Raw genomic sequence first — 21,417 nt, forward strand, 5'->3', positions numbered from 1 at the left:
CCTCAGCAGGTCGGGAGAACCGGCGCCCACTTGTCTGAGGCGTGACCACTATGACCGGTGTAAGCGCTTCGATCAACCCCCTGCCCGAACAACCTTCTCCGGCCCTGGACTGCGTGCCGGGCAGGTGATAGTCCGGAATTGTAAGGACAGCTCGTGACCGAACGCAGCAAGTTCTCGGGGGTTGGTCCGGCGCCGCGCGGCGGTGACTCCGGGCCGGACCGGCTGGCGCACGAGCTGAGCGAACTGGCCCGGGATCTGCACGAGGCCGACGATCCGGACGACGTCCTGCGCGAGGTCGTCCAGGCGGCCGTCGAGCTCGTCCCCGGGGCGCAGGCCGGTTCCGTGACGGCTCTCGTCGGCGGGAAACGCGTGGAGCACAAGGCCGCGTCGAGCTCGCTGCCGGCACTCATCGATGCGGTGATGTCCGAGTACGGCGAAGGCCCCTGTCTGGACGCGCTCCTGCACGAGCGCCGGATCGTCCGGGTCGACGACATGCGGCGGGAGGTCCGCTGGCCGCGGTTCGCTCCGCGTGCGGCCGAGCTGGGAGCGCTGAGCGTGCTGGCGTTTCCCCTGGTCGTCAAGGACGACCGCCTGTGCGCCCTCAACCTGTACGCCGGCGCCGCTGGAGCGTTCACCGACGAGTCCGAGCACGTCGGCCGGTTGCTGGCCGCCCACGCGGCCGTCGCCTACTCCGGCGCGCAGCGGCAAGAGAATCTGCTCGCCGCCCTCGAGACCCGCGATCTGATCGGTCAGGCGGTCGGCCTGCTGATGGAGCGCTACATGATCACGTCCGACCGCGCGTTCAACACCCTGGTCCGCTTCAGTCGCCAGTCCAACCGCAAACTCCGCGACGTCGCCGCCGAACTCATCCGCGACGCCGAAGCCGGTGCCTGCGGATAGTCACCGCCGGTGCAGGTCGAGGCGCATGAGGATGCGCGGGTGGCCCGCGAGGACCGAGGTGGTGTCGGCGGCTTTGGTGAAGCCGGCGCGCTCGAAGTTCTTCCGGAGTCCGGCGTACGCCATGGTGAGGTCGACCTTGGCGTCGCCGTTGTCCAGCGGATAGGCCTCGATGGCCGGCGCGCCGTGGTCGCGGGCGAACTCGACGGCGCCGGTGATGAGGGCGTGCGAGATTCCCTGTTTGCGGTGGCCGGGGCGGACGCGGATGCACCACAGCGACCAGACCGGCAGGTCGTCGACGTGCGGGATCTTCCGGTTGCGGGCGAACGAGGTGTCCGACCGGGGTGCGACCGCGGCCCAGCCGACCGGTGTGTCGCCGTCGTACGCGAGGACTCCGGGAGCGGGATCCGCTCGGCACAGCTCGGCGACGTACTCTCCGCGGGCCGGTCCGCGGAGTTCGTTGTTCTGCTTGGACGGGATCCGGTAGCTCAGGCACCAGCAGACGTTGGCCGTCGGCGACTTCGGGCCGATGACGGCGCGAACGTCCTCGAAGACCGCGGCCGGGCGAACCTGGATTGCCATGCAACCCAGGTTCGCACGGCACTCAGTCGGTCGGAGCGCCGAACCACCGGGGGAGATGGCTGAGCAGGTCCTGCTGGTCCTCGCCGACCCAGGCCACGTGGCCGTCGGGCCGGAGGAGTACGGCGGGGACGTCGAGCTCCTCGCTGGTGTCGACGATGTGGTTGACGCGGTCGGCCCACCCGGTCACCGAGAGACGGCCGGTCTGGTCGAGCAGTACGCCGCGGCCGTCGTGCATCAGGCCGTAGAGGTGGCCCTGCTTCAGCTCCACGTCGCGCAGCCGTTTGCCGAGCAGTTCGTGACCCTCGCCGAAGTCGTAGCGGATCCCGATCGCGATGACCTTCTCGATCAGGTACCGGTTCACGTCCTCGAAGTCCATCAGCTCCGACAGCAATCGGCGTACTGCCTGCGGGCCTGGCTCGAGGGACATCAGCTCCATCTGCGCGCGGGTGTTGTCGAGTACGGCGGCCGCCACCGGGTGCCGTTCGGTGTGATACGTGCCGAGCAGCCCGTCCGGTGCCCAACCGTTGACCTCGGCAACCAATTTCCAACCGAGGTTGAACGCGTCCTGGACGCCGAGGTTGAGCCCCTGCCCGCCCGCCGGTGGGTGGATGTGCGCGGCGTCGCCGGCCAGCAGCACGCGGCCGGTCCGGTAGCTGTCGACGAGCCGGGTGGCGTCGCCGAAGCGGGACAGCCAGCGCGGCGAGTGCGCGCCGAAGTCGGTGCCCGCGACCTCCCGCAACTGCTGCTGGAACTCCTCGAAGGTCGGTGGGACCCCGCGGTCGTCAGTCACGCCCGCGGCCGGTACGCCGACGCGGTACACGCCATCGCCGAGGGGCATGGTGCCGAACCGCAGCTGGGTCTTGCGGATCTCGACGTTCGCGGCGTCCAGCGTCTCCTGCGGCGCGGTCAGCGACATCTCACCCACGAGCGTCTCGGTCGTGCTCGGCTCGCCGGGGAAGCCGACGCCGAGCAGCTTGCGCACCGTACTGCGGCCGCCGTCGCAGCCGACGAGATAGCGCGAGCGCAGCTGCGTGCCGTCGGCGAGCTCGACGGTCACCCCTTCGTCGTCCTGGCTCAACCCGACCAGCTCGCAGCCGCGCCGGATCTCGGTGCCCAGTTCGACGGCGCGCTCGGTCAGCAGGCGGTCCGTGGTCGGCTGCGGGATGCCGAGGATGTACCCGTGCGCGGTGTCCAAGCGGTCCGGGGGCGGCTTGCGGATGCCGGCGAATCCACCGACCGGGTACTGCGTGGCGACCGCGAGGAACCGCTCGAGCAAACCGCGCTGGTCCATCACCTCGATGGTGCGCGCGTGCAGGCCGAGCGACCGGACCACCTTGGTCGGCTCGGGATCCTTCTCCACGACGAGCACCTCGACACCGTGCAGCCGCAACTCGCTCGCCAGCATCATGCCGGTCGGTCCGGCGCCGGCAATGATCACGTCAATCATGAAATCCCCGATTCCTGCGTGATTTCTGCTTCGGCCGGAGATTCTCCCGGACGAACCGGGGCTTGCGGCAAGTCCCCCGGTGCGCTATACGTTGGGTATGGCAAGGAGTTCATTTCTCCTTGCCTTTCTTTGTGGCGTCAGTGCCGGCCTTCCAGGCCGATCGCGTCGCGCAGCTTCCGGGTGGCGTCCTGGAGGTCGGGGTCCGTGCGCGACTGGGACTTCATCAGCGCGGCCAGCGCTTCGGCCAGCACGTTGAGCTTCTCCTGCGACGCTTCCTCGGCCCGGCGGGCGGCGTTCTCCAGCAGGACCAGGAGAAGCAGTGTGACGACGCTGGCGACCGTATGGATCGCCACCTGCCAGGACTTCAGATCCACCCAGAGCGGCAGGCTTGCCAGCCAGACCACGACAATGCCGGCACACAGAAAGAAGAACGGCGCCTGGCTGACCCGCAGATAGGCCGTCTGCACGAACCGATCGAACGCCGACCGCCGATCACCCTTGACCCGAGTCTCAGCCGCCTCACTCCGCTCCATCCGTCGGACACTAGCCTCCTCGCCGCGCCGCGGTACAGCACTCACTTGCGGGCCGCGCGCAGACCGAGGGCCGCGGTGAGGGCGGCCGCGCCGGTGGCGAGACTGCCGACGAGGACGCGGTGGCGTGAGGTCCAGGCTTCGTAGCTGCGGGTGGTGGCGCGATCGTCGAAGGCGCCGTGCGCGCCGTAGTCGTGGCCGTCGTCGCCGTCGGCCGGCTCCCAGAGATTCGCCACGTCCTCGGTGGGCAGGTCGGTCTGCTGTGAGCTGTAGCCGGTCCGCGCCAGGTAGCGGTCGAGGAGGCCGGGGGCGAACTTGTTCGCGAGCACCGTGGCCATGGTCGGGCCACCGATCCAGTACTCACGGCGCCCGGGATGATCGGCGGCGAACACGACCGCCTCGGCGGCCACTTCCGGCTGGAAGATCGGGGGCACCGGCTGCGGGTGCTTGGGCAACTTCGACAGCACCCAGGAGAACTGCGGCGTGTTCACGGCCGGCATCTGCACCATCGTGACGTGCACGTTGGATTTGTCGTGCAAGAGTTCGCAGCGCAACGAGTCGTGGAATCCCTGAATCGCGTGCTTGGCACCGCAGTACGCCGATTGCAGCGGGATCCCGCGGTAGGCCAGAGCCGAACCGACCTGCACGATCGCGCCGTGGTCGCGCGGCTTCATCCGGTCGAGGGCCGCCCGCGTGCCGTAGACGTAGCCGAGGTAGGTCACCTCGGTAGCCCGTTTGAACTCGCGTGGCTCGATCTCCAGGAACGGCGCGAACACCGAGCTGAAGGCGACATTGGCCCAGACGTCGATCGGTCCGAGCTCGTCCTCCACCCGAGCCGCGGCCGCCTCGACCTGGTCGTAGTCGGCCACGTCGACCGCGATCGGCAGCGCCGTACCGCCGGCTGCCTCAACCTCGCGTACGGCGCCCTGCAGACCCTCCTCGCCACGGGCCAGCAACGCCACCTTCGCGCCGCGCTTCGCGAAGGCGATCGCCGTCGCCCGGCCGATCCCACCGCTGGCGCCTGTCACCACTACGACCTGCTTGTACTCCGTCACGCGCACTGCCCTCCAGTCGAGTCAGCAACCCCGGTACCCGAGTCGTTCGGGTGTAGACAGCCCGTGGCGTGGGCACGGGGAGGTATGCGGCTGACTGAGACTGCGGACGTCTGGTGGAAGAACGCGGTGATCTACTGCCTCGATGTCGAGACGTTCTTCGACACCGATGGCGACGGGCGTGGTGACCTGCGGGGTGTGAGCCAGCGCATCGACCATCTGGCCGAGCTCGGGGTGACGTGCCTGTGGTTGATGCCGTTCTATCCGACCCCGGACCGCGACGACGGCTACGACATCACCGACTTCTACGGGGTCGATCCGCGGTTGGGTACGCACGGCGACCTGGTCGAGCTGATCACGCTCGCGCAGGACCGCGGTATCCGGGTCATCGCCGACCTGGTGGTGAACCACACGTCGGATCAGCACCCGTGGTTCCGGAGCGCGCGGGCTTCGCGGGAGTCGCCGTACCGCGGTTGGTACGTGTGGCGGGACGAGAAGCCGCCGAATGCGGACGAGGGCATCGTCTTCCCCGATCAGGAGACGAGCTTGTGGCAGTACGACGAGGAGGCCGGGCAGTACTACCTGCATCGGTTCTACAAGCATCAACCGGATCTCGACATCGCGAACGCGGAGGTGCGTGAGGAGATCGAGCGGGTGATCGGGTTCTGGTCCCGGCTCGGGCTGTCGGGCTTCCGGGTGGACGCCGTACCGTTCCTGCTCGACACGGCCGGAGCGCTCGACGCGGCCGACCTGCCGGATCCGCACGACTATCTCCGGGACCTCCGCGCGTTCCTGGACCGGCGGCAGGGTTCGGCGATGCTGCTCGGCGAGGTCAATCTGCCGTATCCCGACGTACGGCGCTTCTTCGGGGACGAGGACGGCGACGAGCTGACGATGTGTTTCGACTTCATCGGGATGCAGCGGCTCTTCCTGTCGCTGGCGCGCAACGACCCGGCCGAGCTGGTCACGGCGTTGCGGCAGCGGCCGGACGCGCCGGAAGAGGCGCAGTGGGGAACGTTCGTCCGCAACCACGACGAGCTGACGCTCGACAAGCTGTCCGACGGCGAACGCCAGGAGGTCTTCGACGCGTTCGGGCCGGACGAGAGCATGCAGCTCTACGGCCGCGGGTTGCGCCGCCGGCTGCCGCCGATGCTGGGCAACGATCCGGCCCGGCTGAAGATGGTCTACAGCCTGCTGTTCGCGCTCCCCGGCACGCCGGTGCTGTTCTACGGCGAGGAGATCGGCATGGGGGAGAACCTCGCCGTCGAAGGGCGCAGCGCGGTGCGTACGCCGATGCAGTGGACCGCCGGCCTGAACGGCGGCTTCTCGACGGCCGACCCCGATCAGCTGGCCACCCCGGTCGTCGACGGGGAGTTCGGGCCGGACCACGTCAACGTCGCGGCGCAGCGGCGCGATCCGGATTCGTTGCTCAACTGGATCACGCTGCTGATCCGGCGCTACCGCGAGTGCCCGGAGCTCTCGTGGGGCACGTGCACCGTGCTCGAGCACGGGACGAAGTCCGTGTTCGCCCATCGCGCCGACCACGAGAACGGCACGATCATCGCGGTCCACAACTTCGCCGCCGAGCCCGCGAGTGTGACGCTGGCGGTGGCCGGCGCGGGCGTCGGCGTACGGGCGGTGGATCTGTTGCGCGACGGTACGGCGAACGTCGCGGAGAACGGTCTGGTCGAGCTGGACCTGGAGCCGTACGGGAGCCGCTGGCTGCGACTCGTCCGGCTCGGCGACCGGTTCATCGTCTAGGACTCGGGTTCGAGGAGGTGGTTGTGGGTCATGAGGGCGGTGCGGAGTTCTTTGTAGCCGACGCGGTCGAAGAGGACGGTCATCGTGGTGCCGTCGTAGTGCTCGACCAGGCCGGGGCCGAAGGTGTGGTGGGTGACGCGGCTGCCGATCGGGAAGGGTTCCTCCTCGGGTGGCGCGGCGGTGCGGCCGGCGAGGTCGTTGTCGCAGTTGCCGCACGGGCCGGCGTAGTGCTCGCCGAAGTAGCTGAGCAGCCATTCGCGGCGGCAGCCGCCGTACTCGGCGTACGCGGCCATCATCTCGACCCGGGAGCGGGCGACCTCGCGGCGGTCGTGCTCGACAGCCGAGGCGGCGGCGACCGCTCGATCGACGCCGACTCGGGGAGCCAGGTGGAAATGGTGGCCGATGGCAACCACTCGGGCGTCCGTCAGCCGGCCGAGCGCGCGTTCCACCCGCGCTGGAGTCAGGCCGCTCGCCGCGGTCAGCGCGGCGATGTCCGCCGGGCGGTGGTCGTGGAGGGCGGTGGCGACGGCGAGGAGGTCCTCGTCGGGGACGCCGCCGGAGGCGAAGAACCGGTTGAGTCCGAGGTTGGCGTGGCGGAAGAACAACTCGATGTCGGCCGGTTCGCCGTCGCGGCCCGCGCGGCCGATCTCCTGGTAGTACGCGTCGATCGAGCCCGGTGCCTCGGCGTGGCTGACCCAGCGGATGTCCGGCTTGTCGATGCCCATGCCGAACGCGATGGTGGCGACGACCACCCGGTACCGATCGGCGAGGAAGCCGTCCTGGACCTCGCGGCGCTGCCGGGCCGACAGCCCGGCGTGGTACGCCTGCGCCGACACCCCGGCGATGGTGAGATCCGAGGCCAGATCCTCGGCGTGCCGATGGGTTCCGACGTACACGATGCCCGGACCGCGGGAGGACCGGACGTGGCTGAGCAGGCGGCGGTTCTTGGTCTCGTCGTCGGCGAAGGTGAACACGGCGAGGTTGAGGTTCGGCCGGTCGAAGCCGCCGACGACCACGGCCGGGCTGCGCATCTCCAGCCGGTGGACGATCTCCTTGCGCACCGGCGGCGCGGCGGTCGCGGTCAGCGCCAGGATCGGTGGCCGGCCCATCGCGCCGATGGCGGCGGCGAGCCGCAGGTAGTCCGGCCGGAAGTCCTGCCCCCACTCGCTGACCAGATGAGCCTCGTCGACGGCCACCAGCCGCGGCCGGGACGCCGCGAGGAGATCGAGTACGTCGGAATGCGTGAGCTGCTCCGGCGACATCAGCACGAACCCGGGCCGGTTGTTCGCCAGCAGGTCGTGGGCCATCCGGCGGCCGGCGTGATCGGTCGCGTTGAGCTCCGCGACCTCGACACCTGCCGGGTGTTCGGACAAGGCCCGGAGCTGGTCCCGCTGGAGTGCGACCAACGGGCTGACCACGATGGTCACGCCACCCAGCGCCAGTCCGGCGAGCTGGTAGATCGCGGTCTTGCCGGTCCCGGTGGCGAGGACGGCGAGCGTGTCCTGGCCCTCGAGCACCGCCTGGACGGACTCGGCCTGCCCCGGCCGCAACACGTCGTACCCGAGCCGCTCACGAGCGAGGGCGGCGATGTCGGAAGGGCTCACCACGGACACATCATGTCTCACCCGGGGCGCCCGTCGTAGGGTCCAGGCATGGACATGACGGCGCCCGTACCCCGGGTCCTGGTGATCGGGCTCGATCCGTTCCGGGTCCCGGGTCCTTGGGATCCTCAGCCGGTGGCCGACGCCATCGAGGTCGGGCTCGCCCGCTTCGCCGAGCACGGCGTCGGCGTCGAGACCTGCCTGGTCGGTCTGGACGGCAGCGACGACGTCCCCGCGGTCATCGCCGCGGCCGTGGCGTCCCGCCCGTGGGAGTGCGTCGTGGTCGGCGGCGGCGTACGCCGAGCCGAGGAGCAGCCCAACCTCTTCGAACAGGTCATCAACCTGATCCGCCACCACGCCCCCCACGCAGCCATCGCCTTCAACACCACCCCCTCCGACACCTACGAAGCCGCCGCCCGCTGGATCGACGTCCCTGGCGGCAGCTGACCAGGGAGCGTCACGAGTGCGAGCGGGGACCGTGCCGAGGACTGTCGGACAGACGGTGGCGGTTATCACCACGGCGTTCGTCGCAGGCAGCCGTCCGACGGTCGCGCAGGTGCCCGTGGCGACTCCACGAGTCCACGGCTGCGCCGTACCCACGGCTGCCTAGCCGGCGACCGCCTCGTAGTCGGTCCGCGGCAGCGCGTCCCGCAACTGCCGGCGCGAGGTGATCGACAGCTTGTCGAAGACCTTGCGCAGGTGCCACTCGACCGTGCGCGGGCTCAGGAACAGCCGCGCATCCACACTTCCCGACGCCGGCACCGCCGTGGACGACGAGCACCTGGCTCTCGCTCGCGCGGACGCTGTCCAGGAGTTCGTCGAGCGCAGCACACTCCGTTCGACGCCCGAGCAGCCTCATACTCCGCCCTCGTTCCCTCGAGCGGTGGACCAGTACGACGCACATCGGGCCGCCACGCCACAGGTGTGACGAGATTGCAGACTAAGCTGCTCGGCTGCCTACGATCCAGCTGTCCCGCGTCGCCGGCCGGTCGGTGGGCCTATGATCCGCAGGTGTCGACTGCGGTGCTCGCCACCAAGTTGTTCCCGCCGGCCCGGCGGACCGAGCTGGTCGCCCGCCCACGACTTGCCGACCAGCTGGACGGCACTCTGAACCGCGACCACCGGCTCACCCTGGTCTCCGCGCCGGCCGGCTTCGGCAAGACCACGCTCCTCAGTGACTGGGCGTCGACCCAGCAGCGAGTGGGGTGGCTGTCGCTCGACGAGGGCGACAACGAGCTGTCGCGGTTCCTGCCGCACCTCTGGGCAGCACTGGCCGGAGCCGGTCTGGACCTTGACCCGACGGCGTTGGAGCCGACGACGGCTGCACTGACCACGGTCGTCAATCAACTCGCCCGCGCCGACTCCCGGTGTCTGCTCGTGCTCGACGACTACCACGTGATCGAAGCGCCCGAGGTCCACGAGGCGATCACCTTCCTGCTCGACCACGGACCGGATCAGCTCCACCTGCTGATCGCCACGCGCTCGGATCCGCCGTTCCCACTGTCGCGGCTGCGGAGCCGCGGCCAACTGCTGGAGGTCCGGGCCGCGGATCTGCGCTTCGCCCCGGAGGAGGCGCGGGAGTTCCTCAACCAGGCGATGGGCCTGGAGCTGACCGAGGCCGACGTACAGGCGTTGGAGGCACGGACCGAGGGCTGGATCGCCGGCCTCCAGTTGGCAGCGCTCTCGCTGCGTGGGGTGTCCGATCGCGCGGACGTTGCCGAGTTCATCGGGGCCTTCACCGGCAGCAACCGCTTCGTCATCGACTACCTGGTGGACGAGGTCCTGACCCGCCAGGGCGCCGAGGTGCGGGATTTCCTGCTCCGGACGTCCATCCTCGACCGGCTGACAGGCTCGCTGTGCGACGCGGTCACCGGTGGGCCGTACGGCGCTCAGGTGCTGGCGGAGCTGGATCGCGGCAACGTGTTCCTGGTCCCGTTGGACGCCGAGCGGTCCTGGTACCGGTATCACCATCTCTTCGGCGATGTCCTTCGTGCTCGATTGATGGCCGAGCACCCGGAGGAGCTCGCGACGCTGCATCGGGCGGCTAGTGCTTGGTACGCATCACATGATCTGGTCGCGGACGCCGTACGGCACGCACTGGCCGCGGGTGACCACGATCGCGCCGCTTACCTGATGGAAGAGGCGTTGCCGGTCTTGCGCCGTGCGCGGCAGGACAGCCTGCTGCTGAGCTGGATGCGGTCGTTGCCGGAGGCCGTGGTCAGGCGAAGCCCGGTGCTCAGCATCGTGTCCGCGTGGTCGCTGATGATTGCCGGTGATCTGGACGGGATGGGGCGCGGGCTCGACGATGCCGACGCGGCGCTGGCTGCGGGTGCTCAGGACGAGGCGCTCGCCGCGACGTGGGCCGACACCGAGGATCTGCGGACCGCTCCGGCGACCGTGTGGGTCTACCGTGCGGCGCTGGCGCAGGCGCGAGGCGACGTACCGGCCACTGTCAGGTGTGCGCGGAACGCACTGGAGCTTGCCGGCGCCGAGGATCACTTCGTGCGGGGAGCGGCGGCCGGGTTCCTCGGTCTGTCGGCTTGGGCGATGGGCGACGTCCAGGAGGCGTTGTCGACGTTCTCGGACGCGATTCGCAGCTTGCACGCGGCGGGGAACCTGGTCGACGAGCTGGACAGCACGGTGGTGCTCGGCGACATGTGGATCAGCGCGGGCCGTCCCGGGCGGGCGCGCCGGCTGTACGAGCAGGCTCTCGCGACGGCGACCGCGGGAGGCGAGCCGTACCCGCGGGCCGCCGCGGACCTGCACGTGGGACTGGCCGAGCGTGACCGTGAGCTGGACGACCTCGTCAGTGCGGAGGCACATCTCGAGGCGGCGCGGGTGCTCGCCGAGCGTGGCTCGATCACCGAGAACCGGCACCGCTGGTACGTCGCCATGGCGCAGGTGCGCACCGCGACGGGCGAGTACGCCGCCGCCCGGCAACTGATCGACCAGGCGGAGGCGCTCTACCGGTCCGGCTTCTACCCCGACCTCCGTCCCTTCGACGCCGTGCGAGCCCGCGTGTCCATCGCGGAGGGAGATCTCGCGGCGGCCGAGCAGTGGGCGGAGGACCACCACGTCACCGCGGCCGATGACGTGTCGTTCCTGCGCGAGTACGAGCTCCTCACCCTGGTCCGGCTCCTGCTCGCCCGCAGGGAGGGCGGTGTGCTGGCGCTGCTCGAGCGTCTGCACGCCGACGCCGACGGGTCCCGCGCCGGCAGTCTGCTGGAGATCCGCATGCTGCGAGCGCTCACCCTTCATGCGCGCGGTCAGCGGCCGGAGGCCCTCGCGGAGTTGAACGACGCCCTCGCCACAGCACCGGAGCCCGACGGCTACGTCCGCTTGTTCCTCGACGAAGGCGCCCCGATGCTCGCCTTGCTGCAGGAGGCGTCGGACAGCGAGTACGACGTCCTCCGCCGGCATGCTCGCCGGCTCCTCAAGGACGCCACTCCGGTCGGCCGGGGTGCTCTCGCCGATCCGCTCAGCGAGCGGGAGATCGACGTACTGCGCCTGCTCGACAGCGAGCTCACCGGTCCCGAGATCGCCCGTCAGCTCTTCGTCTCCCTGAACACGCTGCGCACCCACACCAAGCGCATCTTCACCAAGCTCGACGTGAACACGCGTGCCGCCGCTGTCCGTCGCGGCCACGAGCTCGGTCTGCTGTAGCGATCACATCGTCAGTCACACCATGTGGTGACGCCGGCTCACCACCTGCCGCCGTACGTTCCGGACAGACCGCAGGCACCCGCCGCGGACCACCGGGACAAGGAGCGGGCCATGACCATCACCACCACCAGCCTCACGAAGGGCGCCGGCGCTGCCGCGGTCGCCGCCGGACTGATCTTCATCGGTGTCCAGATCAACCACCCCCACCTGGACGCCACCTCCATCACCACGACCGAGGTCGTACTGCGGAACTCCCTGAAGGTCCTGATGGCCGCGCTGGCCCTGGCCGGCATCACCGGCATGTACCTGAGCCAGGTCCGCCGGAACGGTGTCCTCGGCCTCGTCGGCTACCTGATGCTCAGCGTCGGCTACCTCTCGATCGTGAGCACCACGGCCGTCGCCGCGTACGTCCTGCCCGCCATCGCCGGGACCAGCACCGGATATGTGAACGACGTCCTCGCGGTCTCCACGAACGGCTCCGCCATCGGCGACATCGGTGCACTGCAAACCGTCGCGTACGTCCAGGGCTTCGCCTACCTGGCCGGGGGACTCGTCTTCGGCATCGCGCTCTACCGCGCGCGCGTTCTGTCCCGCTGGGCCGCCGCGCTCCTCGCCGTCGGTGGCGTCGTCTCCGCCGCGCTCGCCGTGATGCCGGACGCCTTCTACCGCCTGCTGGCCTTCCCGAACGGCATCGCGATGATCGCCCTCGGCTACTCCCTCTGGCGCACGGCCCGCAGCACCACCACGCAGCCGGACGACCGGCCCGTCACCGCGGCGGCGGCCTGACCATGCCGACCGCCCCGCGCTGCTACGAACTCCGCGTCCAGGGCGACCTCGACCCCCACTGGTCGACCTGGTTCGGCGGACTCACACTCACCCACCACCCCGACGGCACCACCACCCTCCGCGGCGCCATCACCGACCAGTCCCAACTCCACGGCCTCCTCACCAAGATCCGCGACCTCGGCGTCACCCTCATCTCACTCGAACCCGTCGACTCCGGATGAGCTCTCTCCCCACCAGCCCTCGGCCGGTGGGGAGAGACACGCGCTGTGACCGCGTGGGCCGGGATCGGTTCCTAGGCTGGGAGCCCGGGGGAGTTCGCACAGGGGATGCGGGACTCCGGGAACTTCGCGGTGGTGGCGAACACGTGGTTCTGGGGGTTGCAGTCGTCGACGTACCGCCGGGGGATGATCCCGGCGAGGTTCGTGACGCAGGAGGATCACACGGTGCGGTCGCCGGCGCGCACGAGACGTTGCGTCGGGCAACCGCCGACGAGGGCTGACCGTCGCCCGGTCCTTCGAGGCCCTCCGCAACCGCGGCTACACCGTCGTCCCTCGCAGCGCCTGAGCCTGCCGCGGGTTGATCCGCGGGCGGAGTACGACCCGTTTTTGTGATGGCCCCGGCCATTTTCACAAGCGCAAGGCCGCGCACTCGGGCGATACTGCATCGTTGACCCGGAAGCATCTAGTGGGGGTTCGCAGGTAAGGTTGGCCTTACTTCGGGTCGGACGATGATGGACCAGATCCCTGGAGGGGTGGGTGACACGACTCGTGACTGGCGCTAGTGCGTGGTTCCGTCGGCGTCGGCGTACTGGTCGGGGGTTGCGGCGGGCGTCGGCGGTCGAGGCGCGCCTGGCCGAGCATGTCGAGCGGCTGGCCGAGGAGCATCCGCCGATCCCGCTGGACAGCGCCGACTACTCGATGGCGCGGCCGGAGGTGCTCGGCGAGAAGTTCGGCCCGGTGCTGAACTACATGTCCAGGGTCGAGCTCGAGGTCGAGCGCAACGTGATCGAGCTGAACCTCCTGCTCCCGGACCCGCCGCCGATCGACCGGGTGTTCTACTCCGACGTCTGGCTTCCGCAGGAGATCCACCACGGCCTGATCCTGGACGAGCTGCAGTTGCGGGCCGGACTGCCACCGGCGTCCCCGGATCTGGCCACGATCGACTTCCGCCTGCGGCTCCTCGGTGCCCTCGGCAAGGTGGGCGCGGTGCAGGACGTCAGCCGGATGCTCTACTACCTCACCGGCGTGGCGACGGAGCAGTCCGCGATCCTGGCCTACAACAAGCTCTATCAAGGGCTGATGGCGCTCGGCGAACGAGCCATCGCGGCGACGATCGTCGGACCGATCCGTCGGCAGGAGCCAGGTCACTTCGCGTACTACAAGATCGCCGCCCGCGGGCTGTGGGCCGAGCTGGCGCCCTGGCAGCGTTGGCTGGTCAGGACGCTGCGCAAGCAGAGCTTCGACGTGGTCGGCGCCTACAACCGGAGACAGCGCGGAGAGTTCGGTGTGGTGATGCAGCGGCTCGGAATCACCGCCGAGGGCGACAAGGGCATCCTTCGGTACGCCGAGCAGATCGGCCGGGTCGAGAAGGAACTCCTGTGGGCACAGCGGCAAGGCCTACGGGTTCCGGCGTACGTCGTGAACGCGCTCCAGAACGCGGTCCGACTGGCCCACGTGGGCGTCTAGTGGGGTGAGCGGCGCCAGTCACTCGGGGAGACGCCGTACGCGTTGCGGAAGCGGCGCGCGAAGTGACTGGGGTCGCTGAAGCCCCAGTGCGCGGCGACGGCGGCGATGGGGAGCTGCTTGCCCGCGGGGGAGGCGAGGTGGCGCCGGGCGGCCTCGAGCCGTTCGGTGATGAGCCACTGCTCGAAGCTGAGGTTCTGGCCGGCGAAGAGCTTGTAGAGGTACCTCAGCGAGATGTAGTGCTCCGACGCGACCCGGGCCGGCGTGAGATGCGGATCGCCCAGGTGCTGGCGCACGTACCAGGTGATGCGGGAGAACAGTACGTCGGCCATCGCCGGACGCTGGTGCTTGTCGTCGTCGGCCGCCGATGCGAGCAGCGCGCGTACCAACTGGGTGGTGGCGGCGCCGAGCATCGGGGCGGAGCGGGTGCCTTGCAGGGCGTCGCTGACGGCCGGCAGGTTGCTGAGGTGGTTGAGCACGAGGTCGTACATCGGGCTGCTGGGCAGGCGCGTCGCCGCCTCTCGCACGGTCTCGACACTGAGCCCGAGATCGCTGTAGTCGATCTGGAACGCGAGTGAGGCACCGTGCCCGCTCCAGGAGAATTCGTACGGCGAAGTCAGGTCCACCAGCATGAGTTCACCGGTGTGCACCCGTTGCTGGTGCTCGCTCTGGCCGAAGGCACCGACACCACTCACCTGCACCGCGAGCGCCAGCCGCTCTGGTGCGGCGATCCGGACGTGCTTGGTGGTCCGCACCAGCCGGATGCCGGAGCCTTCGTTGCGGAACAGGTCGGGTACGCCGAGTTGCCAGAAGTCCATCCGGGCATGGACCTGGCCGCTGCGGTCCTCGTGCTCGACGCGCGCGGGAACACTCGCGGACATCATCGCCGAGTAGAACGCCTCGGCGCGATCGTGGGGCGGGAGCGCGGCTGTGTCGAGAATGACCGCCATCGCCTGCCTCCACTCCAAGGTAGGCGGACTGTGCATCGGCAGCCCGGAATCGTGCAGTCAGATCCTATGTCGGCCGCTTTCGGCTGGCTACGGTTGCGCCACGTGTGGCTGATCCTGACCGGAGGGGATTCTGATCATGGCTGCTCCCGACACGATTGTCCTGGTGCACGGCTTCTGGATGACACCGCGAAGCTGGGAGCACTGGGTGACGCACTACGAGCAGCGTGGTTTCCGCGTGCTCGCACCCGGCTACCCGGGGTTCGAGGTGGAGGTCGAGTCGCTGAACGCCGACCCGACGCCGATCCTGAAGCTGACCGTGCCGCAGATCATCGCGCACCTCGAGGCGGTGATCCGGGAACTGCCGTCGGCGCCGATCATCATCGGTCACTCCGCCGGCGGCGCGTTCACCCAGATCCTGCTCGACCACGGGTTCGGCGCGGCCGGCGTGGCGATGAACTCGGCGCCGACGGAGGGTGTGCGCGTCGTACCGCTGTCGCAGGTGAAGTCGACGTTCCCGGTGCTGAAGAGCCCGGCGAACCGGCACAAGGCGATCCCGTTGTCGCTGGAGGAGTTCAAGTACGCGTTCACGAACACCTTCACCGACGAGGACTCCAAGGCCCTGTACGAGCGGTACGCGATCCCCGCGAACGGCGGGATCCTGTGGGGGAGCGTGCTCGCGAACTTCCAGCCCGGGCACCAGGACACCTGGGTCGACTACCACAACGACGACCGGGTGCCGCTGCTGTTCGTCTCCGGCTCGGAAGACCACATCATGCCGCCCGAGGTGCAGCGCTCGAACGCGAAGCACTACAAGTCCGACACCGTCACCGAGGTCAAGTCGTACGACGGTTACGCGCACCTGCTCCCCGCGCAGGCGGGCTGGGAGAACATCGCCGACGAGGTCCTCGACTGGGCCCTGGCCCACGCGGTGACCAGGAACCCGTGACCGACGTCCGGATCACCCATATCGGCGGCCCGACCACGCTGATCGAAGTCGAGGGGTGGCGCCTGCTCACCGACCCGACCTTCGACGCGCCGGGCCGCCGGTACTCCTTCGGCTGGGGTACGGCCTCGACCAAGGTGGCCGGCCCGAGCGTGCCGGCCAAGGACCTGCCACCGATCGACGCGGTCCTCCTCACCCACGACCATCACGCCGACAACCTCGACGACGCCGGCCGCGCGCTGCTGCCGAGCGTTCGTACGGTCGTCACGACGGTCGCCGGCGCCCGGAGGCTCGGCGGTGACGCGGTCGGCCTGTCACCCTGGTCGGTCCACTCACTCGAGAAACCCGGCCTGTCGACAGTGGAGATCACGGCTACGCCTTGCCGGCACGGTCCGCCACTGAGTCGCCCGATCACCGGCGAGGTCGCGGGGTTCGCCCTACGCTGGCCGGGCCAGCAGCACGGCGCCTTGTGGATCTCCGGCGACACGGTCCTGTACGACGGCGTCCGCGAGGTCGCCGACCGGGTCGAGGTCGGGACCGTGGTGCTCCACCTGGGGACCGTCAAGTTCAACGTCACCGGGCCGCTCAAGTACACGATGTCCGGCCCCGACGGCGTGGAGCTCTGCGAACTGCTCGAGCCCCACACCGTGATCCCGGTCCACTACGAGGGCTGGAGTCACTTCACCCAAGGTCGCGACACCATCGAGGCGGCCTTCTCAGGAGCATCGACCGGGGTCCGCGACGCGCTGACCTGGCTCACCCCGGGCGCCCCCAAAACCCTCTCGGTCTGACCCTTCGGCAGGAGGCGGTCGAGCCAGTCCGGGAGCCACCAGTTCGCCCGGCCCAGCAGGGTCATCAGGGCCGGGACCAGCGCGAGCCGGACGATGGTGGCGTCGATCAGGACGGCCACGGCCAGACCGATACCGAACATCTTCGCGGTGGGGTCATCGGTCAGCGCGAAGCTCGTGAAGACCGAGATCATGATGAGGGCGGCCGAGGTGATGACGCGGCCGGTGGTAGCGATGCCGTGCACCGTCGCGGCGCCGGTGTCGCCGGTCGCGACGTACTCCTCCCGGATCCGGGACAGCAGGAAGACCTCGTAGTCCATCGAGAGACCGAACAGCACGGCGAACAGGAACGTCGGGATGAACGGCAGGATCGGGATCGTCGACTCCAGCCCGATGACGCCGGCACCCCAGCCCCACTGGAAGACCATCACCACCACCCCGAACGACGCGCCGATGCTCAGCAGGTTCATCAGGGCGGCCTTGAGCGGTACGACGACCGACCGGAAGACCACCGTCAGCAACAGCACCGACAGCAGGATCACCGCGCCGATGAACAGCGCGAGCCGATCGTTGACCTTCTCCCCGACATCCGCCGTGATCGCAGTCTGCCCACCGACATGCGCTGTCGCCGGACTGTTCCGCAGCACGGACGGGAAGACCTCCGCGCGGAGCCGCTTGACCGTGGTCATCGTGGCCTCGTCCTGCGGTCCGGTCTTCGGTACGGCGATCAGCGTGGCAACGCCGGCCGCGAGGTTCACCTCGGGACGGGCGACCGACGCGATCCCCGGATCGGCGGCCACCGCGTCGGCCAGCGGCTGGACGACGCCCGGATCCGCCGAGACGTCGACGGCGATCACGAGCGGACCGTTGCTACCGGCACCGAAACCCGCGGCGACGAGGTCGTAGGCCCGGCGCTCGGTTCGCTGCACCGGAAGCGCACCTTCGTCCGGCGTACCAACGCGCAGCGCGAGCACCGGTGCGGCGAGAGCCAACAGCAGGACGGTGGCGCCGATCGCGTACGCGACGGCATGCCTGGACACGTGACCGGCCCAGCGCTGCCACCCCTGACCAGGGATGGACCGCACCCGTCGTACTCGGAGGCGGTTGATCCAGTGCCCGGCCAGCCCGAGGAAGGCCGGCAGCAGGGTGAGGGACGCGAGCACCATCGTCAGCACGATGAGCGAGATGGCAATGCCACCGGCGGTCATGAACGGTACGCCGGCCACGACCAGGCCGAGGATCGCGATCACCACCGTGCCACCGGCGAAGAGCACCGCCTGACCGGCGGTGGCGACGGCCCGCCCGGCCGACTCCTCGACACTCAGCCCGCGGGCCAGGAACTCGCGATGCCGGGTGACGATGATCAGCGCGTAGTCGATGCCCACGCCCAGACCGACCATGCTGCCGAGCACCGGCGCCCAGCTGGGCAAGTCGATCAAGTAGGTGACCAGGGACAGTGAACTGATACTCAGCGCGAGGCCGAACAACGCCATACCGATCGGCAGGCCCATCGCGATGATCGACCCGAAAGCCACCAGCAGGACGATCATCGCGGCGAGCAGGCCGATCGCCTCGCCGAGGCCGGCCTGGCCCTCCTCGAACGCCGAGAACAGATCACCACCCAGCTCGATCCGCAAGGGCGAACCCGCTGCCGCCCCGGCACCGAACGACTTGAGCTCGTCGAGATCACCCGGATCCAGCTTCGCGAGGACCGGATACTGCAGGCGGATCAGGGCGACCCGGCCGTCGGGGGAGATGACTGGCTCGGCGGCGCCGAGCACGTGCGATAACTCGGCCGCCGTCGACCGGACCTGGCCGAGCGCGGCCCGCAACTCGGCCGACGCGAACGTCGCCGTGCCGTCGAGCGGAGTGACGACGACCTGCGCTGTCAGCCCGGCCTGGTCCGCTCCGGCGGCCGACAGCAGATCGGTCGCGGACTGCGAGTCGACGCCGGGTGCCCCGAACGACTCCTCGAGTTTCTTGCCGAAGGCGCCGGAGGCCGCGACCACGAGCGCCGCCACCACGAGCCATACCCCGATCACGACCCACGGCCGGCGGGCGGCGTACCGGCCCATTCTGTCCAGACTCGATCTCATCGTCGATCTCCTTCAGGCGAGGTTCCGTTCATCGTGGCGACGCGGGACCGGCTTCCACCTCGGTCGATCGGGCGGACTTTCCCCGGCCGATGAGCCGAGTACGGACCCGTACTTTGAGCCGATCCGCCGGCCGTCCGGAGTCCCTACGCTGTGGGCATGGTGAGAAACGCCGTACGGTCGCTGCTGGCCGAGCCGCGCGCACCGCATCCGCCCCGGCGGGTGTGGCGCGACTGGGTGCTCGTGGCCGGCCTGCTGGTCGCGGTCGTCCTCGAAGGCGTGCTCCGCCCTGATCTGGTGTGGAGGCCCCTCGCGTTGGCGGTGGGAGCGGCCGTGGCGGTCGCACTCCTGTGGCGGCGTACCTATCCGCTCGCCGTGGTGGCCGCGGTGTTCGGTGCGATCATCGTGATCGACATCGGAATCCTGATCAGCGGCAACGGAGCCTTCGGCCTGTACACGATGATCTGCGTGGTGCTGCTGCCGTACTCGCTGGTGCGCTGGGGATCCGGTCAGGAGATCTGCATCGGGCTGGCGATCATCGGCGTCGCCCTGGTGCTCGGGAACGTCAGCGACTTCACCAGCTACGTCGAATCCGTCGCCGGCAGCATGTTCCTGCTCTTCCCGGCGCCCCTCGGCGCCGCGGTTCGCTACCGGTCGACCGCCCGGATCCGCGAGCTGGACCAGGTCCGCCTACGGGAGCGTGAGCAGTTGGCCCGCGAGCTGCACGACACGGTCGCTCATCACGTCTCGGCGATCGTCATCAGGGCCCAAGCCGGCCGAGCCGTCGCCGCCACCCGCCCGGAGGCCGCGGTGGACGCCCTCGCCGTGATCGAGGCGGAGGGGACGCGGACGCTCGCCGAGATGCGGACCATGGTCGGCGTACTGCGTGACGACGGTACGGCGGCGCTCGTACCACAACCGGGCGTGGCGGACCTGGAGCGGCTCGCCCGGAGCGTCGGCGACCGCCCGCGGGTCGAGGTCGAGGTGTCGGGTGAGCTGGAGGACTTCGGGCCGGCGGTCGGCGCGGCGATCTATCGCATCACGCAGGAGTCGATCACGAACGCCGTACGCCATGCCCGCCAGGCCACCCGGATCGACGTGCGCGTGAGCTCGGAGGGCGACGCCGTACGGCTGACCATCCGCGACGACGGCGAGGCCCCGTCGGTGCCGCGGAACCCACTCGGCTACGGACTGGTGGGGATGACCGAGCGCGCGATGCTCCTCGGCGGTTCGTTCGCCGCGGGCCCGGGCGCGGAGCGCGGCTGGACGGTCGACGTGGTGCTGCCGCGAACGGCGGCCGGCCGATGACGGTCCGGGTTCTCGTCGCCGACGATCAGGATCTCGTCCGGACCGGACTCGCGATGATCCTCGAGGCACAGCCGGGGATCGAGGTGGTCGGTCAGGCGGCCGACGGGCGGGAGGCGGTCGAGCTGGCCCGCCGGCTCCGGCCCGATGTGTGCCTGCTCGACATCAGGATGCCGGTCATGGACGGGATCGCGGCGACCCGCGAACTCGCGGGAGCAGGAGTCGAGGATCCGACGGCGATCGTGGTGATCACCACCTTCGACCTCGACGAGTACGTGTACGGCGCGCTGAAGGCGGGTGCCCGTGGATTCCTGCTGAAGGATGCCGGACCCGACCTTCTGGTCCAGGCGATCCACGCGGCCGCCAACGGCGACGCACTGATCGCGCCCCGGATCACGGCACGCCTGCTGGCCGCCTTCTCCGACCCGCCCACCGGCCGTACGCCGGCGCAGCCGATCGATCCGCTCACCGCCCGCGAGGAGCAGGTCCTGATGGCCGCGGCCACCGGCCGGACCAACGCCGAGATCGCGCTGGACCTCCACATCAGCCTGAGCACCGTGAAGACCCACCTCACGGGCGTGATGGGCAAGATCGGCGCCCGGAACCGCGTCGAGATCGCCATGTGGGCCTACGAGACCGGCCGCGTCAAGCTCTGACGAAGGTCACCCGGAGCCCGTCGGGGTCGTGCGTGTCGGCCTGAGGTGTGGCGGTGGTGAGGACGAGGTGGCTGATCGGGGTGGTTGCTGGCGGCAATGACTCGGAGAGGTGGACGGCGTCGGGGCCGATCCGGAACGCCGCGGTGCCGGGGGAGTCCGCCGTGGCGTCGCGGGGCATGCCCAGGTGGGTGCCGTAGAACTCGACGGCGGCGTCGAGGTCGGGCGCGGCCAGCCCGATGAACGTGAGGTGGGTGACCGGGCCGGTGGTGATCGGTGCGATGCGGAACTCCTCCTTGCGCTGCAGGAGTTCGATCCGGGTGCCGTTGGGGTCGGCGAGGAACGCGAGCCGGCCCTGGCCGCTGCCGGCGACCTTCGGCGGTGAGAGCTCGGCGTACCCGAGCGCGATCAGCTTGGCGTAGTCCCCGTCGAGGTCGTCGGTCATGAAGCCGACATGGTTGAGGCCGTACGTCGCGTCCGGATCGGAGTCCTCGTGGTACAGGAGCTCGACCAGGCCGGTGGCGAGCTGGATGTGGACCCGGTGGACGCGGCTGTTCGGCATGAACAGCCGGTCGACCACTTCGGCGCCGAGCCCGGTGTAGAAATCCAGGCTGGCTTCCAGGTCTCGGACACGGCCACCGACATGGTTCAGCTCGTAGATCATCCTGCGACGATAGCAAGCGC

The 21,417-nt window shown here is 69.6% G+C and carries 20 protein-coding genes; 11 read left to right on the forward strand and 9 right to left on the reverse strand.

The genetic code is table 11. The features are described from left to right. The first annotated feature begins 153 nt into the window (after positions 1 to 153). Positions 154 to 900, forward strand: a complete 747-nt coding sequence (locus ACZ6O0_RS00250) for a GAF and ANTAR domain-containing protein (protein ID WP_465762597.1) — start codon at positions 154 to 156, stop codon at positions 898 to 900. Here ACZ6O0_RS00250 and ACZ6O0_RS00255 read toward each other — a convergent pair whose 3' ends face one another. From ACZ6O0_RS00255 to ACZ6O0_RS00270, 4 genes are all read right to left on the reverse strand, one after another. Next, positions 901 to 1,479: a GNAT family N-acetyltransferase gene (locus ACZ6O0_RS00255; protein WP_465762598.1), complete on the reverse strand. Its 579-nt coding sequence runs from the start codon at positions 1,477 to 1,479 to the stop codon at positions 901 to 903. A gap of 22 nt (positions 1,480 to 1,501) precedes the next feature. Continuing rightward, positions 1,502 to 2,926, reverse strand: a complete 1,425-nt coding sequence (rox, locus tag ACZ6O0_RS00260; RefSeq protein ID WP_465762599.1) for a rifampin monooxygenase — start codon at positions 2,924 to 2,926, stop codon at positions 1,502 to 1,504. Between the two features lie 137 nt (positions 2,927 to 3,063). Next, a complete protein-coding gene (locus ACZ6O0_RS00265; protein WP_465762600.1) occupies positions 3,064 to 3,459 on the reverse strand; it encodes a low affinity iron permease family protein in 396 nt (131 codons plus the stop codon). Positions 3,460 to 3,500: 41 nt separating this feature from the next. Then, the gene (locus ACZ6O0_RS00270) at positions 3,501 to 4,511 is read right to left on the reverse strand and encodes an SDR family oxidoreductase (RefSeq protein WP_465762601.1); all 1,011 of its coding nucleotides are present in this window, start codon (positions 4,509 to 4,511) and stop codon (positions 3,501 to 3,503) included. A gap of 84 nt (positions 4,512 to 4,595) precedes the next feature. Between ACZ6O0_RS00270 and ACZ6O0_RS00275 the strand changes: the two genes are divergently transcribed. Then, positions 4,596 to 6,269, forward strand: coding sequence for an alpha-amylase family protein (locus tag ACZ6O0_RS00275; protein ID WP_465762602.1), 1,674 nt, complete (start codon positions 4,596 to 4,598; stop codon positions 6,267 to 6,269). Here the strand turns inward: ACZ6O0_RS00275 and ACZ6O0_RS00280 are convergent. After that, positions 6,266 to 7,876: a RecQ family ATP-dependent DNA helicase gene (locus ACZ6O0_RS00280; protein WP_465762603.1), complete on the reverse strand. Its 1,611-nt coding sequence runs from the start codon at positions 7,874 to 7,876 to the stop codon at positions 6,266 to 6,268. The genes ACZ6O0_RS00275 and ACZ6O0_RS00280 overlap by 4 nt on opposite strands. Positions 7,877 to 7,921: 45 nt before the next feature. Between ACZ6O0_RS00280 and ACZ6O0_RS00285 the strand changes: the two genes are divergently transcribed. After that, positions 7,922 to 8,317 carry a hypothetical protein gene (locus ACZ6O0_RS00285; protein ID WP_465762604.1) on the forward strand — a complete coding sequence of 132 codons (396 nt, stop codon included), beginning with the start codon at positions 7,922 to 7,924 and terminating at the stop codon, positions 8,315 to 8,317. Between the two features lie 159 nt (positions 8,318 to 8,476). Here the strand turns inward: ACZ6O0_RS00285 and ACZ6O0_RS00290 are convergent, their stop codons facing one another. Beyond that, a complete protein-coding gene (locus ACZ6O0_RS00290) occupies positions 8,477 to 8,614 on the reverse strand; it encodes a LuxR C-terminal-related transcriptional regulator (protein WP_465762605.1) in 138 nt (45 codons plus the stop codon). A 267-nt stretch (positions 8,615 to 8,881) separates the two neighbouring features. Here ACZ6O0_RS00290 and ACZ6O0_RS00295 point away from each other — a divergent pair, with 267 nt between their 5' ends. The 4 genes from ACZ6O0_RS00295 (at position 8,882) to ACZ6O0_RS00310 (ending at position 14,004) form a co-directional block, all read left to right on the forward strand. Continuing rightward, entirely contained in the window at positions 8,882 to 11,533 is a 2,652-nt protein-coding gene (locus tag ACZ6O0_RS00295; protein ID WP_465762606.1) for a winged helix-turn-helix domain-containing protein, read from the forward strand. Positions 11,534 to 11,644: 111 nt separating this feature from the next. Continuing rightward, entirely contained in the window at positions 11,645 to 12,319 is a 675-nt protein-coding gene (locus ACZ6O0_RS00300; RefSeq protein ID WP_465762607.1) for a hypothetical protein, read from the forward strand. Positions 12,320 to 12,321: 2 nt separating this feature from the next. Continuing rightward, positions 12,322 to 12,540 carry a hypothetical protein gene (locus tag ACZ6O0_RS00305; RefSeq protein ID WP_465762608.1) on the forward strand — a complete coding sequence of 73 codons (219 nt, stop codon included), beginning with the start codon at positions 12,322 to 12,324 and terminating at the stop codon, positions 12,538 to 12,540. Between the two features lie 534 nt (positions 12,541 to 13,074). Next, a complete protein-coding gene (locus ACZ6O0_RS00310; RefSeq protein ID WP_465762609.1) occupies positions 13,075 to 14,004 on the forward strand; it encodes a GTP-binding protein LepA in 930 nt (309 codons plus the stop codon). Here the strand turns inward: ACZ6O0_RS00310 and ACZ6O0_RS00315 are convergent. After that, positions 14,001 to 14,951 (reverse strand): helix-turn-helix domain-containing protein, encoded by a 951-nt coding sequence (locus tag ACZ6O0_RS00315; RefSeq protein ID WP_465762610.1) that lies wholly within the window; start codon positions 14,949 to 14,951, stop codon positions 14,001 to 14,003. The genes ACZ6O0_RS00310 and ACZ6O0_RS00315 overlap by 4 nt on opposite strands. A 136-nt stretch (positions 14,952 to 15,087) precedes the next feature. Between ACZ6O0_RS00315 and ACZ6O0_RS00320 the strand changes: the two genes are divergently transcribed. Then, complete coding sequence (locus tag ACZ6O0_RS00320) at positions 15,088 to 15,897, forward strand: alpha/beta hydrolase (RefSeq protein ID WP_465762611.1); 810 nt, start codon at positions 15,088 to 15,090, stop codon at positions 15,895 to 15,897. Further along, positions 15,894 to 16,685 carry an MBL fold metallo-hydrolase gene (locus ACZ6O0_RS00325; RefSeq protein WP_465762612.1) on the forward strand — a complete coding sequence of 264 codons (792 nt, stop codon included), beginning with the start codon at positions 15,894 to 15,896 and terminating at the stop codon, positions 16,683 to 16,685. Before ACZ6O0_RS00320 ends, ACZ6O0_RS00325 begins: the two co-directional genes overlap by 4 nt. Here the strand turns inward: ACZ6O0_RS00325 and ACZ6O0_RS00330 are convergent. Continuing rightward, positions 16,571 to 18,778 carry an MMPL family transporter gene (locus tag ACZ6O0_RS00330; protein WP_465762613.1) on the reverse strand — a complete coding sequence of 736 codons (2,208 nt, stop codon included), beginning with the start codon at positions 18,776 to 18,778 and terminating at the stop codon, positions 16,571 to 16,573. The genes ACZ6O0_RS00325 and ACZ6O0_RS00330 overlap by 115 nt on opposite strands. A 156-nt stretch (positions 18,779 to 18,934) precedes the next feature. On the opposite strand from ACZ6O0_RS00330, the gene ACZ6O0_RS00335 reads away from it, so the two are divergent. Together ACZ6O0_RS00335 and ACZ6O0_RS00340 are read left to right on the forward strand one after the other, a co-directional pair. Continuing rightward, positions 18,935 to 20,083, forward strand: a complete 1,149-nt coding sequence (locus tag ACZ6O0_RS00335) for a sensor histidine kinase (RefSeq protein ID WP_465762614.1) — start codon at positions 18,935 to 18,937, stop codon at positions 20,081 to 20,083. Beyond that, positions 20,080 to 20,736, forward strand: coding sequence for a response regulator (locus tag ACZ6O0_RS00340; protein WP_465762615.1), 657 nt, complete (start codon positions 20,080 to 20,082; stop codon positions 20,734 to 20,736). The genes ACZ6O0_RS00335 and ACZ6O0_RS00340 overlap by 4 nt, the downstream gene beginning before the upstream one ends. Here the strand turns inward: ACZ6O0_RS00340 and ACZ6O0_RS00345 are convergent. Further along, the gene (locus ACZ6O0_RS00345; RefSeq protein WP_465762616.1) at positions 20,726 to 21,397 is read right to left on the reverse strand and encodes a VOC family protein; all 672 of its coding nucleotides are present in this window, start codon (positions 21,395 to 21,397) and stop codon (positions 20,726 to 20,728) included. The genes ACZ6O0_RS00340 and ACZ6O0_RS00345 overlap by 11 nt on opposite strands. Positions 21,398 to 21,417: the final 20 nt, after the last annotated feature.

Source organism: Kribbella sp. NPDC048837 (assembly GCF_055586945.1).